The 14563-nt window shown below is 49.8% G+C and carries 13 protein-coding genes; 10 read left to right on the top strand and 3 right to left on the bottom strand.

What is annotated here, in order from left to right; all coding sequences use genetic code 11:
* The first annotated feature begins 77 nt into the window (after nucleotides 1-77).
* From E0486_RS17655 to E0486_RS17665, 3 genes are all read left to right on the top strand, one after another.
* On the top strand, nucleotides 78-326 hold the full coding sequence (locus E0486_RS17655) for a GIY-YIG nuclease family protein (protein ID WP_165917320.1): 249 nt from the start codon (nucleotides 78-80) through the stop codon (nucleotides 324-326).
* A gap of 181 nt (nucleotides 327-507) precedes the next feature.
* Complete coding sequence (locus E0486_RS17660) at nucleotides 508-756, top strand: GIY-YIG nuclease family protein (RefSeq protein ID WP_165917320.1); 249 nt, start codon at nucleotides 508-510, stop codon at nucleotides 754-756.
* Nucleotides 757-937: 181 nt separating this feature from the next.
* On the top strand, nucleotides 938-1186 hold the full coding sequence (locus E0486_RS17665) for a GIY-YIG nuclease family protein (RefSeq protein WP_165917320.1): 249 nt from the start codon (nucleotides 938-940) through the stop codon (nucleotides 1184-1186).
* A gap of 381 nt (nucleotides 1187-1567) precedes the next feature.
* On the opposite strand, the gene E0486_RS17670 is transcribed toward E0486_RS17665, so the two are convergent.
* Both E0486_RS17670 and E0486_RS17675 read right to left on the bottom strand, forming a co-directional pair.
* Nucleotides 1568-2155 carry a helix-turn-helix domain-containing protein gene (locus tag E0486_RS17670; protein ID WP_131854248.1) on the bottom strand — a complete coding sequence of 196 codons (588 nt, stop codon included), beginning with the start codon at nucleotides 2153-2155 and terminating at the stop codon, nucleotides 1568-1570.
* Nucleotides 2156-2739: 584 nt separating this feature from the next.
* Nucleotides 2740-3942 (bottom strand): hypothetical protein, encoded by a 1203-nt coding sequence (locus E0486_RS17675; RefSeq protein ID WP_131854250.1) that lies wholly within the window; start codon nucleotides 3940-3942, stop codon nucleotides 2740-2742.
* Nucleotides 3943-4271: 329 nt separating this feature from the next.
* On the opposite strand from E0486_RS17675, the gene E0486_RS17680 reads away from it, so the two are divergent.
* Genes E0486_RS17680 through E0486_RS17710 form a run of 7 tightly spaced genes read left to right on the top strand, consistent with a single transcriptional unit; the run spans nucleotide 4272 to nucleotide 13457 of the window.
* On the top strand, nucleotides 4272-4487 hold the full coding sequence (locus E0486_RS17680; RefSeq protein ID WP_131854252.1) for a helix-turn-helix transcriptional regulator: 216 nt from the start codon (nucleotides 4272-4274) through the stop codon (nucleotides 4485-4487).
* The gene (locus E0486_RS17685) at nucleotides 4477-6897 is read left to right on the top strand and encodes a type I restriction-modification system subunit M (RefSeq protein ID WP_131854254.1); all 2421 of its coding nucleotides are present in this window, start codon (nucleotides 4477-4479) and stop codon (nucleotides 6895-6897) included. Before E0486_RS17680 ends, E0486_RS17685 begins: the two co-directional genes overlap by 11 nt.
* Entirely contained in the window at nucleotides 6888-8147 is a 1260-nt protein-coding gene (locus E0486_RS17690) for a restriction endonuclease subunit S (protein WP_131854256.1), read from the top strand. The genes E0486_RS17685 and E0486_RS17690 overlap by 10 nt, the downstream gene beginning before the upstream one ends.
* Nucleotides 8144-9070: an endonuclease NucS domain-containing protein gene (locus E0486_RS17695; RefSeq protein ID WP_131854258.1), complete on the top strand. Its 927-nt coding sequence runs from the start codon at nucleotides 8144-8146 to the stop codon at nucleotides 9068-9070. The genes E0486_RS17690 and E0486_RS17695 overlap by 4 nt, the downstream gene beginning before the upstream one ends.
* A 4-nt stretch (nucleotides 9071-9074) precedes the next feature.
* Complete coding sequence (locus E0486_RS17700) at nucleotides 9075-9704, top strand: hypothetical protein (protein WP_131854260.1); 630 nt, start codon at nucleotides 9075-9077, stop codon at nucleotides 9702-9704.
* A complete protein-coding gene (locus E0486_RS17705; RefSeq protein ID WP_131854262.1) occupies nucleotides 9692-12742 on the top strand; it encodes a type I restriction endonuclease subunit R in 3051 nt (1016 codons plus the stop codon). The genes E0486_RS17700 and E0486_RS17705 overlap by 13 nt, the downstream gene beginning before the upstream one ends.
* A 58-nt stretch (nucleotides 12743-12800) precedes the next feature.
* Complete coding sequence (locus tag E0486_RS17710; RefSeq protein WP_207906289.1) at nucleotides 12801-13457, top strand: M48 family metallopeptidase; 657 nt, start codon at nucleotides 12801-12803, stop codon at nucleotides 13455-13457.
* Between the two features lie 94 nt (nucleotides 13458-13551).
* On the opposite strand, the gene E0486_RS17715 is transcribed toward E0486_RS17710, so the two are convergent.
* A complete protein-coding gene (locus E0486_RS17715; RefSeq protein WP_131853767.1) occupies nucleotides 13552-14451 on the bottom strand; it encodes an IS3 family transposase in 900 nt (299 codons plus the stop codon).
* Nucleotides 14452-14563 lie beyond the last annotated feature (112 nt).

Raw genomic sequence — 14563 nt, forward strand, 5'->3', positions numbered from 1 at the left:
TTTTTTGATGGGAATTTTCCCAATTCGGTCTGTGTTTTTCAACAGGGTATTTTAACGGGTGGTATCGAACTTGCGTTGTGGACTATTTTGTTTACATCCTGCAAAGTTTGAAAGACAATCGTTTTTACATCGGCGCTACCTCCGATGTTGCGGCAAGACTTGCATTTCATAATGCCGGTTTCCAACGATCTACAAAAAACCGGATACCGTTTCAGTTGGTATATGTGGAGCGTTTCAGCAACAAGCAGGCTGCTTTGCTCCGGGAGCGTCAGATCAAGGCATTCAAAGGTGGAGCTGCTTTTCAAAGCTTGTTAAAAGGGATGTAGCCCCGCCGCCGGCGGGGCGCTTCGTTCGGGATCCCGCCAGCGGCGGGACTGGTTCGAATCCAGTCATCCCGACAAAAGCCCTGAGAGCAATCTCGGGGCTTTGTTTTTTTGATGGGAATTTTCCCAATTCGGTCTGTGTTTTTCAACAGGGTATTTTAACGGGTGGTATCGAACTTGCGTTGTGGACTATTTTGTTTACATCCTGCAAAGTTTGAAAGACAATCGTTTTTACATCGGCGCTACCTCCGATGTTGCGGCAAGACTTGCATTTCATAATGCCGGTTTCCAACGATCTACAAAAAACCGGATACCGTTTCAGTTGGTATATGTGGAGCGTTTCAGCAACAAGCAGGCTGCTTTGCTCCGGGAGCGTCAGATCAAGGCATTCAAAGGTGGAGCTGCTTTTCAAAGCTTGTTAAAAGGGATGTAGCCCCGCCGCCGGCGGGGCGCTTCGTTCGGGATCCCGCCAGCGGCGGGACTGGTTCGAATCCAGTCATCCCGACAAAAGCCCTGAGAGCAATCTCGGGGCTTTGTTTTTTTGATGGGAATTTTCCCAATTCGGTCTGTGTTTTTCAACAGGGTATTTTAACGGGTGGTATCGAACTTGCGTTGTGGACTATTTTGTTTACATCCTGCAAAGTTTGAAAGACAATCGTTTTTACATCGGCGCTACCTCCGATGTTGCGGCAAGACTTGCATTTCATAATGCCGGTTTCCAACGATCTACAAAAAACCGGATACCGTTTCAGTTGGTATATGTGGAGCGTTTCAGCAACAAGCAGGCTGCTTTGCTCCGGGAGCGTCAGATCAAGGCATTCAAAGGTGGAGCTGCTTTTCAAAGCTTGTTAAAAGGGATGTAGCCCCGCCGCCGGCGGGGCGCTTCGTTCGGGATCCCGCCAGCGGCGGGACTGGTTCGAATCCAGTCATCCCGACAAAAGCCCTGAGAGCAATCTCGGGGCTTTGTTTTTTTAGTGGATCGTAGGCGGATGGATACAGGTATACGAATTGCAGAAGTTTACGACGGCAATACCTGAGTATCCAATAAAGCAGACGGCTTTGGTGCTATTTGACAGACGGACGGTTTGTGTAGCCGGCAGCGGGAGGCGAATGCACACATGGACGGACGGCAAGGGTCGGTTTAGGTATGAAGGGATAGTGCATACACGAAATTTTGGAGTGCAGGGTTTAGTCAGACGGTGATCTCTTTGGACCAGGAAAGTGAAGGTGCACCCTTTCTTGTTTTACTTCGTTACGCGATTCTGCGAAATAGTTATAGAATTTATAGCTCGGCTCCGGCAGTTCGGCGCCTTTTGCATGGCTTCCATTTTTTTGCGAAACGCGGTGGGCGTGAGCCCGGTGACCTTTTTAAACTGGGCCGACAAGTGCTGCACGCTGCTGTAAAACATGCGGTCAGCAATGTCGGTGAGCGTTAGTCCTTCCAGGAGCATGAGCTCTTTCACCATGTCGATCTTTGCCGCGATCGTAAAGTGCTCGAGCGTGGTGCCTTCGCGTGTGGCAAACAGGTGGGAGAGGTAGGAATAGTCGTAGTGCAGCTTGCTCGATAAGAATTCGGAAAATTTGAGCACCGGTGGCTCGGCTGACAGTTGGATGCTGTCGAACACGGCCTTTTTGATGCGGTCCACCAGCAGGTTGCCATTGTCTTTGGTCAGTTCGAGCCCGGCTTCTTTGAGACAGTTGTTGAGCGCTTCCAGCTGGGCCGGTGTAACGGGGTCGCGGATCTCGGCATGGCCTATCTCCACGCCGTCGTGGTGGAGACCAAGCGCCTCCAGCTGCGCTTTTACAAAAAAGCGGCATCGGGCGGAAACCATATTTTTGATCAGCACTTTCAATGTGGGTCTCTTTCACCAACGCGGTAAGCTCCGCCGGAGTCGGTTGCGAAACCGATCCGTTCCGAAGCAAGAGGCAGGAGAGCAGCCCTATGAGACACCTTAGCTATAGCCCGAAATATTATGCCGACTTACCCCTACCGATGAGCCGGCAGGCCGGTTTTGAGGGCGACGCAAGCCCGGTTTCCTACTTTTGATTTGAACAGGAAAAGACCGAACGTCCGCATGCTCGTTGCAGTAAATTTCTCTGCTCCGGATAGGTTTTGCTGAGACAAGGGTTAAATGGGTCCAAGGCACGTTTCGTTCGAAGGGTAGATGGCGCTCCGGCGCCGCGACCCTCCCGCCCAAGGCGGGATGCGCTACCGGGCTGACGCTGAAATAAAAAGCCTCAGACTTTCGTCTGAGGCTCTCTCTGTTCGTCGGGTGGACTGGATTCGAACCAGCGACCCCTTGCACCCCATGCAAGTGCGCTGGGCTTTGCCAACCCCCTTATAAATTAGCCAGTTATATCTGGTTATAAGCGGAACCTTGACCTAAATGCGACCCATTTGCGACCCAAATATAGCTTAGTTGTCTACTTCGCCATTATTTGTGGATTTGTAAAATGTCATAAGCCTACCATCAGGCGCGATGTGTAGGGTGTAGTAATCGCCATCGTGGTACACGCTCATTGAGCCTTGGCGTTTGAAGTCTTTGTTTGGGTTAGCCATGAAGTGTGCGTCAATTTCTTTTTCAAGTTTGTCAAGGACGTTTTTGATGAGATCTTTGACCTCGTTCAGTTGATACTGAAATGGTGTTTTTTGCTCAAACCTTTCCCCGACTTGGGTTTCATTCACATGTCTGAGGTAAATGTGAAGGAAACGTTCGAAATCCCACCATACTGGAAAACGTGAATGCGCTAATCGTTCTTCGCGAAATCTTGATACAAGTATTGGTATGATCCTCAATACCTTTGGGTTGTTTTTGTACAAGTCCTTCACGTTTTCGGTAGCCCTTTCAAGTTCTTTGGAGGCTTGCTCCATCCGTTTCTCAAGGCGCCGATCCCAGATTTCCATGAATTCCTTGTTTTCCTCCTCTGTAAGTCCTTGATTCGAATAATACTTCCTTTCTAAAACATGGAATCGGATACTCTCTTTCACTTTTCCCGTTTCTTTGTCTATGAAAAGATCGTGGTATTTTTCTGGATGCAAAGAGTCGCCATGTTGTTTGAGCATGGCTGCGTGAAGCTGATCAGCTTCATCGGGAGTGAGTTTAAACCCAGACGAAAGCATCATATTATAGGTGCTGATCGTCATTGCATCCTCATCTACATCACTGAAGTCCACTTTAATTTCAATTGGTTTAGGGAGTGATCTCGTTTCAGTGCTGGCAAAGTGATTTACACCTGGTGTATTTCGCTGAATTATCTGCTGTATGTCAGATGCTTTGATGCCAGTACGGCGCAATAATTGACGCTTTTCTTCAGGTAAGTACTTCAATATCTCATGGAACTTGACATAACCATCTGTTGAGGGTACATCAGCGGCTCCGACTAAGCGCTGTAGCTCTGCTCGTTCTTTCGGGGTATAAATAAATTCTCCAGTAATATGCTCACCATAAAGATTCTGTGATTCGGAATCATGTTTGAATGTGACGTTTACTACTTTGTCGAATTGCCCTGACATCAAGTAAATCTCTTCTATTGAATAGTCCATTTCAATATTCAAATAAAGTTGGCTGACTATTGTTTTAAGCTCACCTACCAAACGAGCTTCTTTCGCAGTGCCCATGTTTTTGAAGGTCAACTTTCAACAACGTAAAATTCAAAAAAAAATTTTTCCGATGATCCTCTTTTGTATTTGATCTCATACATGCGGTGGGTGGGGAGAAATAGGTGGAGGGGATACCCCTATATCTATGGAGGGTCATCGTTAGGAGAGTAGCTCACAAATGAGCTAATCACATCCAATCTGCCTATAATTCAATCACCCAAATTCCGCCAGCGTAGGAAATTGCACGTTGATGCGACACTTGCCAAAGTAACTCTCGAAGCTCTTAGACATGCCCTCTCATTTCATGAGATATTATTGCTAAGTTTGAACCTCATCCGCCAATTCGCATGAACACCATCAAACGCATCCTGGAACAGAAAGGACTGACCCAGACTTGGCTGGCCGCCCAATTGGGCAAATCATTCAACATGGTCAATTCCTACGCCCAAAACAGGCGGCAACCGTCTGTGGAGCTGCTGTACCAGATGGCGCACGTGCTGGATGTAGACGTGCGTGACTTACTGATCTCCAACAAAAACACCGAACGGCAACATGGCAATTAAGAAATCAGAACTTTACAGCTCCCTCTGGGCCAGCTGCGACGAACTACGGGGCGGCATGGACGCCAGCCAGTACAAAGACTACGTGCTTACAATGCTCTTCGTAAAGTACGTGTCCGACAAATACAGCCACAAGGCTAACAGCCTCATCGAAGTACCCGATGGTGCCACTTTCGAGGACATGGTGGCGCTCAAAGGCCGAACCGACATCGGCGAACAAATAAACAAAAAGATCCTCAAACCTCTTTTTTCCGCCAACGGTCTGGAAGGGGCCATCGAACTGGTCGACTTCGACGATGACAACAAGTTGGGGTCCGACAAGGAGAAGGTGGACCGTCTAACACGACTCATCGCCATCTTCGAAAATCCCGCGCTCGACTTCAAAAATAACCGCGCCGAAGACGACGACATCCTCGGTGACGCGTACGAATACCTGATGCGTCAGTTCTCGACCCAGTCGGGGAAGAGTAAAGGCCAGTTCTACACCCCTGCTGAAGTTTCTCGGATTCTGGCGAAGGTGATCGACGTACATCGGGCCGACAAGCCTTCCTACACGGTGTATGACCCAACCTGCGGATCGGGTTCCCTGTTGCTCAAGGTGGCAGAGGAATCACAACGCGGCCTCACCATTTACGGCCAGGAGATGGATATCGCCACCAAGGGTTTGGCCGTCATGAACATGTGGCTGCATGGCAACCCCGAGGCTCGGATTTATGGAAAGAATACCCTCGCTCAACCCCAGACAAAAGACGAGCAGGGCCGATTGATGCGCTTTGACTTTGTGGTGGCCAACCCGCCGTTCTCCACCAAAAGCTGGAGCAACGGCATCTCGCCCATGAACGACGAGTTCAACCGCTTCCGTGAGTATGGAATCCCGCCCGAAAAGAACGGCGACTATGCTTTTATGCTGCACATCATCGCCAGTCTCAACAGCAAGGGCAAGGGCGCGGTGATCCTGCCACACGGGGTATTGTTCCGTGGCGGTGCTGAAGGCGACATCCGCCGCAACATCATCCAGCGCAAACTGATAAAGGGCATCATTGGCCTTCCTGCAAACCTTTTTTACGGAACGGGGATCCCCGCCTGTGTGATCGTGCTGGATAAGGAACATGCCGACACCCGCAAGGGGATCTTCATGATCGATGCCAGTAAAGGATTTTTGAAGGATGGCAACAAAAACCGCCTTCGAGAGCAGGATATCCACCTAATAGTGGACGTATTCAACAATCAGAAGGAAGTGGCCCGTTTGTCGCGTTTTGTGCCTTTTGCTGAGATTGAGAAGAACGAATACAACCTCAACATCCCCCGTTACATTGATACACAAGAGGAAGAGGACATCCAGGACCTGGATGCGCACCTCAACGGAGGCATCCCTAACCGAGATGTGGAGGGACTAAACCCCTACTGGACCGTGTATCCAAATCTGAAGACCACTCTTTTTGAACCTCTTCGGAAAGGCTACAGCTGCCTCAAAGTAGGAAACATGGCGGTTAAGGAGACCATTTACAGCCACCCCGAGTTCAAAGCCTACAGCCAGCAGCTTGATACCGTTTTCGAGGGTTGGAGGACGCTTGTCACTCCCACGCTACAAGGCATTAATGGCAATACCCAGCCGAAAAAGCTGATTCACGACATCTCCGAAAAGCTGCTGAACTCCTACGAAGGAAAGGCGCTGGTGGACCGCTACGACATTTACCAGCACCTGATGAACTACTGGAACGAAGTGATGAAAGACGATGTGTACATGCTGGTTGAAGACGGCTGGGTGGCCCGAACCCGCAGAGTCGTGGAGAAGAATGCCAAGGGCAAGGAAATCGTAAAAGGCTGGACCTGCGACCTCCTGCCTAAGAGCATCATCGTGAACGAGTACTTTGCCGACAGACAGGAGGCTATCCAGCAGCTGGAGGCCGAGCTGGAAGCCACCGAAGTTGAGATTACCAGCCTCGAAGAAGAGCATGCGGGTGAAGAGGGCCTACTGGCTGATGCCGCCAACGACAAGGGACGACTCACCAAGGCTACGGTGAGCAGCCGCCTGAAGGAGATCAAAGGCGACCCCAGCGAAAAGGAAGCCTATACCTTATTGCAAACGGCAGAAAAGCTCTTTGACAAGGCAGGCTCCCTGAGCAAGCAACTGAAAGCCCAGGCTGCTGAATTGGACGAATTAGCTTTCCGACAATATGAAAAACTCACCGAAGCCGATGTAAAGCAACTGGTGATTGAAGCCAAGTGGATGACTACACTCCGCACCCATATACAGGGCGAACTGGATGCAATCTCACAGCGCCTCACAGCCCGTATAAAAGAGCTGGGCGAACGCTACGATGAAACGCTGGGCGATTTGGATGCAGCAGCTAAGGAGCTGGAAGAGAAAGTAAATGATCACCTGCAAAAAATGGGATTAGTATGGAGTTAGTCGAAATCCAATACAAGAAGACAGAGCTTGGGCAAATCCCTGAAGATTGGGTCGAATGTAAATTCGGAGATGTTTTTACTGGATTCAGTAGCGGAATGACGCCTTACCGAGGGAATCCTGGATACTACAAAGGCAGTATTCCATGGATTACGAGTGGGGAACTGAAATACAACCAAATACTTGATACTAACGAGAAGATAACTAATGAGGCTGTTTCTCGCACGAATCTGAAGATAATCCCCAAGGGTACTTTTTTGATGGCCATTACTGGTTTGGAAGCTGCTGGGACGCGAGGAAGTTGCGCCATCACTGGCATCAATGCTACCACAAATCAGTCATGTATGGCTTTATACCCAATCAAAGGGAAGTCATTGACTGAATATCTCTTTCATTTCTATGTTAGATATGGAAATGAGTTCGCGTTTAAATACTGTCAAGGAACTAAGCAGCAAAGCTATACAGGCAGCCTGGTGAAACTGCTTCCAATAGTACTTCCTCCAACTCTCACAGAACAAAAAGCCATTGCAGATGCGCTTAGTGATGCAGATGCCCTCATCGCCCGATTGAAAAAGCTCATTGCAAAGAAGAAAGCGATCAAGCAAGGGGCTATGCAACAATTGCTAACACCAGACCATAGCTGGAGCGTAGTTTCTCTATCCAAACTTTCTGACGGTAAAAAGCAAAATTTTGATGACGGTGATTGGATTGAATCCGAGTACATCACAGACAGAGGTATTAGATTAGTGCAAACGGGTAATATTGGTGTTGGGTACTTCATTGACAAAGCGAGCAGAAAGTACATAAATGACGACTCATTCGTCAAATTAGGGTGTAAGGAAATTGTAGAGGGAGATCTTCTGATTTGTCGTCTGGCAGAGCCTGCAGGCAGAGCCTGTATTCTACCGAATATTGGTGAACGCAAAATGATCACCTCGGTGGATGTTTCCATATTTCGAGGTGATCCCAAACTTTCTGACAGAAAGTTCTTGTCGCAGTTATTTACTACCGATTTCTGGTTTTCAAAGGTTATTGAAAGAGTGGGCGGCACGACACATAAACGCATATCTCGGCTCAGCTTAGGTCGAATCGAGTTCAAAGTTCCACCAATCGAAAAGCAGATAGAAATTGGTCGCATCTTATCCGACTTGGACAAAGAGGTCCTGCACTTAGACCGAAAGCTGAAAAAGATCAAAGCAATAAAGCAGGGAATGATGCAAGAACTCCTCACGGGTAAAACTCGCCTGATATGAAACGCTACTACCGTGTGATGCTGGGAGCGAAAAGCCTTTATGCCGACGAATGCTACAGGGGCAATTTCATTGGCACCGATTTTCTGGCAGATATTGACCTTACAGGTAAACTCCCCGAGGACTGGCGGCGGTTCAACCAGACCTTCATTCCGATCTGGATGGAGCGGCACCCAGGCAAAAGCAAGGTTGCCGCTGGCCTTTCGTGCGGTGCACTCTGGACAGTAGCCAAGGGCATAAAGGTGAGCGACATCGTGCTCTGTCCAAACGGAGCAGGAGCCTATTACGTAGGTGAATTGCTCGATAACTACTCTTTCCACCAGGGCGAGATTCTACCGCACCGCCGTACAGTAAAGTGGTACCCAACGCTGATTGAACGGGCTGCTATGAGTGAGAGTCTACGCAACTCCACTGGCTCCATTGGCACCAGCAGCGAGATCACAAAGTATGCTGAGGAGATCGAGAACCTGATTGGCGGGAAGAAGCCTGTCACCCTTATTTCAACTGATGAAACGGTGGAAGATCCCTCGGTGTTCGCACTGGAGAAGCACCTTGAAGACTTTCTGGTGATGAACTGGAAACAGACTGAGCTGGGAAGGGACTACGACATCTATGAGGAGGATGGAGAGCTGGTAGGCCAGCAGTACCCCAGCGACACAGGTCCCATTGACATTCTGGCCATCAGCAAAGACAAAAAGACCATTCTGGTGGTGGAGCTGAAGAAAGGCAGGGTGAGCGACAACGTCGTAGGCCAAATTCAACGCTATATGGGCTATGTGAAAGAAGAGCTGGCAGAAGATGATCAGCGAGTAAAGGGGGTGATCATCGGCCTGTCGGATGACTTACGCATACGTCGTGCCCTCTCGGTAACTAATAATATCGAGTTTTACCGTCATCAGGTGAGCTTCAAACTATTCAAAAGTTAATGGAATGCCCTGTCCTCATAAATTTCAATGTGATCTGAACCTTGAGAATCTTGACTTTCATCCGACCGAGTTGATGATAGGCACATTCAGTCCTTCCTGGCCGAAAGGTAATCGCGCAGAATGGTTTTATGGCAGAACCAGCAACAACTACTTCTGGGATGTCCTGCCGCGCATGTTTGATCCTGAAACGAGCCTTATGAAAGGAACCGCTCGCCACTGGAAAGATTTCTGCAAAGAAAAAAAGGTAGCCCTGACTGATATGATTTCCTGCATTAATGATGCAGAGGAGGGTAAGCACGACACAGTACTGAAAGGATATGTCGACTTAGATATCGCCACTCGGTTCCACGACTTTGATTTCACCGATATCTCTGGCATTCTATGCCGCTACACCTCTATCAAAAATGTTTACCTAACAAGGCAAGCTGGCATTCAGTTGTTCGATGAGCAATGGGATAAAATAAGACTGTTTGCTCAGAGCCATTTAGACAGAAAGGTAAATTTCAAGATGTTGCTGACACCTTCTAAGAATGCCCGATTCCACATGGACGATTACAAGGAAACGAATCCTGGTGATCCGAAGCCTCTCAGAAACTTTATCTATCAAAGCTGGCAAAAAGTATGGCATCATTAACAAACATTGGCAAGTCGGAACGCGCTACCCAAAACCGTGTGATCCAGCTGTTTGAGCAGGAGCTACAATACGAATACCTCGGAAACTGGGAGAGCGGCTCACGCACCCAGCCTATTGAGGAATATAGCCTTTATTGTTTTCTGACCCGAACGCAGGGCTATTCCGACACCTTGGCGCGGAAGGCCATCCACAAGTTCACCACAGCAGCGCTCAATATGGTTAACGGTCTATATGAGGCCAATAAGCAGGTGTATAACATGCTGCGCTACGGTGTATCCATTGTCGAAGAGCAGGGTCAGTTATCCGAGCGGGTGTGGTTCATAAATTGGCCAGAACCCGATAAGAACCATTTTGCCGTGGCCGAAGAGGTAACCGTGAAGGGGAAATTCGACAAGCGCCCCGACATCGTACTCTATGTAAACGGTATTGCGGTGGGGGTGGTGGAACTGAAGCGGAGCACGAAGGGCGTATCGGAAGGTATTCGGCAGAACCTGGATAACCAGAAAGCTGAGTTCATACGCCATTTCTTCGGCACCATGCAGTTGGTATGGGCGGGCAATGATACACAGGGACTGCGCTATGGCACCATTGAAACCAGCGAGAAGTATTACCTCCAATGGAAGGAAGAAAGTCTTCGCCACTACGATTACCTGCTGGATAAGCACCTGGCCCTGATGTGTGAGAAGAGGCGACTGTTGGAGCTAATACACGACTATGTGGTGTTCGACAAGGGCACCAAGAAGCTCTGTCGCCCCAACCAGTACTTCGCCATTAAAGCGGCCCAGCAGCGTATTGCCGAGCGCAAGGGCGGTATCATCTGGCACACCCAAGGCAGCGGCAAGAGCCTGACGATGGTCTGGCTCACCAAATGGATCCGCGAGAACATCCAGGATGCCCGTGTGCTGATCATCACCGACCGCGAGGAGCTCGACGACCAGATTGAAAAGAACTTTATCGGGGTGAGCGAGAAGATCTACCGTACCAAAAGCGGCAGAGACCTGCTCCAAACCCTCAATATCAAAGAGGAGTGGCTTATATGCAGCCTGGTGCACAAATTTGGCCGCAATTCCGAGGAAGGTGACTATGATGCCTATATCGAGGACCTCAAAAAGTACCTGGGAAAGGATTTCAAGGCCAAGGGTGACATCTACGTTTTCGTGGACGAGTGCCACCGTACCCAGTCGGGTAAGCTGCACGATACCATGAAGTTAATTTTGCCCGACGCCCTATTCATCGGCTTTACAGGAACTCCTTTGCTTAAAAAAGACAAGCAAAAGAGCATTGAGGTGTTCGGTCCCTATATCGGCAACCCTTACAAATTTGACGAAGCCGTAGAAGACGGCATAGTGCTCGACCTGCTTTATGAAGCGCGGGATGTGGAACAGTTTGTTACCGACCAGCAAAGCATCGACGAATGGTTTGATGCGGAGACCAGGGAACTTAACGATGTGGCCAAGACGCAGCTTAAAAAGCAGTGGGGCACCATGCAAAAGGTACTGGGCAGCAAATCGCGGTTGGAAAAGATTGTCTTCGACATTGTGAAGGATTTTAAGATAAAGCCCCGACTGTCCACAGGCGAAGGAAACGCTATGCTGGTTTCTGGTAGCGTTTACCAGGCTTGTAAGTACTATGAGCTTTTCCAGGCAGCTGGGTTGAAGGAGTGCGCTATTATTACGAGCTACCAGCCACACCATGCTGACATGAAGGGCGAGGAAACAGGCGAAGGCTCCCTTACCGATAACCTGCTCAAGTACGAGATCTACACCAAGATGCTGGGCGGCAAGACCACCGAGCAATTTGAGGAAGAGGCCAAGACAAAGTTTATCAAGGAACCCGCCAAGATGAAGCTCCTGATCGTGGTGGACAAACTACTGACAGGCTTTGACGCTCCCTCAGCTACCTACCTATATATTGATAAGAAGATGCAGGACCATGGGCTGTTCCAGGCCATTTGCCGCGTGAACCGCGTGGATACCGAGGATAAGGAGTACGGCTATATCATTGACTATAAAGACCTGTTCAACAGCCTCACGCAGTCTATCAAGGATTATACCTCGGGGGCCTTTGACGAATACGACGAGGACGACGTAAAGGGCCTGCTCACTAACCGCTACGCCGCCAGTAAGGAGCGTCTGGAGACAGCCCTGGAGACGGTCATCGCTATGTGTGAACCTGTTCACCCCTGGAATGAACCCAGCTTTATTCGCTATTTCTGCGGTAATACCGAGGATCCCACCGATCTCAAGGCGACGGAGGAGAAGCGCGTAACCTTCTATAAAGCCGTTGTTGCCCTGATACGGGCCTATGCTAACCTCGCCAACGAAATGGTGAAGGCAGGTTTCACGGAATCGGAGGCCGACCAGATCAAGGAGCAGGTGCAGTACTATGCAGATATTCGGGACGTGATCAAGCTGGCCAGCGGCGACTATGTTGATCTAAAGCGCTTCGAGCCAGGTATGCGCCAGCTCATGGACATGTACCTCGATGCCAAAAGCAGTAAGAAAATCAGCGACCTTGACAACAAAACCTTGGTGGACCTGATTGTTAAGCTTGGGGCAGAGGTAGAAGCTACGGATGCCACCCAGCGCCGAAAGAAGCAGGATTCTGTGGCAGAGACCATCGAAAACAACGTACGGAAGGTGATCATAGAGGAAACTCAGACCAACCCGAAGTACTTTGAAAAGATGTCGAGGCTGCTCGACGAGCTGATCCAGCAGCGCAGGGCGGAGACCCTTGCTTACCAGGAGTACCTGAAGCAGATCACCGAGCTGGCAAGGAATGTGTCTCAGTCAGGTGCCACCAGCTCTTACCCTACGTCAGTGAAAACTTCGGCTCAGAAAGCGCTGTATGATAACCTTGAGCAAGACGAGCAGTTGAGCCTTGCTGTTGATGATGCGGTTCAGTACACCAAGAACGCTGGCTGGCGGGACGGGGGGATAAGGGAGAAAAAAGTGCGGCTTGCCGTGCTGGAAGTCTTGAAAGACCCAGAAAAGACAAATGAAATCATGGCGATCATCAAAGCACAGAGTGAGTACTAATTCAACCATATCCGTAGGCCCCTTTGAGATCGAGGTTGTCCGTAAGGACATTAAGAATATGCACCTGGCTGTATACCCACCAACAGGGCGGGTACGGCTGGCCGCGCCAAAAACCACCGACGCAGACGTGGTTCGGCTCTTTGCCATCTCCAAACTGGGGTGGATAAAGAAGCAGGTGAAGAACTTTGAAGCCCAACCCAGAGAGACCCCGAGGGAGTATGTGTCGGGAGAATCGCATTATTTCCAAGGGAAGCGCTATCAGTTGCGCGTCGTGGAGACCAAGGGGGTACAGCAGGTTCTGCTAAAAGGAACTAAGTTCTTGGAGATGCAGGTTCGTCCCAATGCTACACTGGAGCAACGCGGCGAGCTGTTGAAGGAATGGTACCGAGTCCAGCTGAAGAAGCAGCTTCCTCAGCTCATCGCAAAGTGGGAGCGTAAGATCGGGGTTAGATGTGACAGCTGGGGTATTAAACAGATGCGCACCAAGTGGGGAACCTGTACAGTGGCTTCAAAGCGTATCTGGCTTAACCTGGAGCTGGCAAAGAAGCCATCGATTTGCCTGGAGTACATCGTATGCCATGAGCTGATACACCTACTGGAGCGGAGTCACAACGACCGCTTTGTGGCCCTGATGAACCAGCACATGCCCAAGTGGCGACTACATCGGGAGGAGTTGAACAAGCTGCCTGTGGCGCATACGGATTGGAAATATTAGATCGATTAGAGTCTGTTAAAGACTATTCCAGAACTCAATGCTCTGATCGTCAAGATCGCGATCTATAATACTCCCCTTTATTGAGACCAAAAGGTCAGGATGCTAAGTTAATAAGTGTGTTTGTTTCCAGGTTGTTTTTGAGTGATACGAGTTTTGTTTTCTGTTGATATCGATCGTTTGGCTTTTGCTTGGTGGTGCTGTGGATCTTTTGGTTGTAGTAGTTGATGTATCGATCGACGCCTTCTACAAGTTCATTTCCATCTTCTGCAGGGTTCAGATAAACGTGATTATACTTCAGTGACTTCCAGAACCGCTCGATCCAGATGTTGTCCGTTGCCCGTCCTTTTCCATCCATGGATATATTGATTCTGTTCTTTTCCAGGTACTGAGTCCAGCCGGCGCAGGTGTACTGAACGCCCTGATCAGAGTTGATGATCTCCGGCGCTCCATGCTCCGCGATCGCCTCCTGCAGCACCTCCAGGCACCAGCGCGCCGCCAGTGAGTTGGAGATGCCCCATCCGACGATCTTGCGGCTATACACGTCGATGATAGCCGTCAGGTACATGAAGCCCCGCCGCATCGGGATATAGGTGATGTCGGTAGACCATACCTGGTTGGGCCGGCTGATATCCAGCCCGCGCAGCAAATACGGCTTTATGAACACCTTCTGGCCCATTTTAGTGAGGTTTCGTCTGCGGTAGATGGTTTGGTGACCCAGGAGTCGGAACAGCCGCCGGACGCGCTTTGGACCAACCGGATAGCCACGGTCGCGCAGCAGGTGCACCACCGATAAGACCCCTTCGGTTGGGTGTTCCAAGAGGTGGTGGTCCATGAGCTGCATCATTTTCAGATTCTCGGGCTTCTCCGGGCGCGGCTTGTAATAGATCCGGCTGCGGTTCACCGCCAGCAGGGCGCACTGCCGGCGTACCGACAGCTTCCTGGAGCGGGGCTGCACCAGTGAGGCACGCGTCGTCAGATCCCCAGTTTCCTGCAACTTTTTTTTAGAAACTCATTTTCGACGCGGAGCTGCCCGATCTGGGCATAGAGCTCGCGGGTGTCTACGGGCTCGCCTTCCGTGTCGGAAGACTTTTCAAAAACAGCGCTCA

Source organism: Flaviaesturariibacter aridisoli, from assembly GCF_004343705.1.
Lineage (GTDB): Bacteria > Bacteroidota > Bacteroidia > Chitinophagales > Chitinophagaceae > Flavisolibacter > Flavisolibacter aridisoli.

Coding starts and splice junctions, on each gene's coding strand:
- E0486_RS17670 (WP_131854248.1), bottom strand. CDS start 2,155: ATGGTTTCCGCCCGATGCCGCTTTTTTGTAAAAGCGCAGCTGGAGGCG.
- E0486_RS17675 (WP_131854250.1), bottom strand. CDS start 3,942: ATGGGCACTGCGAAAGAAGCTCGTTTGGTAGGTGAGCTTAAAACAATA.
- E0486_RS17680 (WP_131854252.1), top strand. CDS start 4,272: ATGAACACCATCAAACGCATCCTGGAACAGAAAGGACTGACCCAGACT.
- E0486_RS17685 (WP_131854254.1), top strand. CDS start 4,477: ATGGCAATTAAGAAATCAGAACTTTACAGCTCCCTCTGGGCCAGCTGC.
- E0486_RS17690 (WP_131854256.1), top strand. CDS start 6,888: ATGGAGTTAGTCGAAATCCAATACAAGAAGACAGAGCTTGGGCAAATC.
- E0486_RS17695 (WP_131854258.1), top strand. CDS start 8,144: ATGAAACGCTACTACCGTGTGATGCTGGGAGCGAAAAGCCTTTATGCC.
- E0486_RS17700 (WP_131854260.1), top strand. CDS start 9,075: ATGCCCTGTCCTCATAAATTTCAATGTGATCTGAACCTTGAGAATCTT.
- E0486_RS17705 (WP_131854262.1), top strand. CDS start 9,692: ATGGCATCATTAACAAACATTGGCAAGTCGGAACGCGCTACCCAAAAC.
- E0486_RS17710 (WP_207906289.1), top strand. CDS start 12,801: ATGCACCTGGCTGTATACCCACCAACAGGGCGGGTACGGCTGGCCGCG.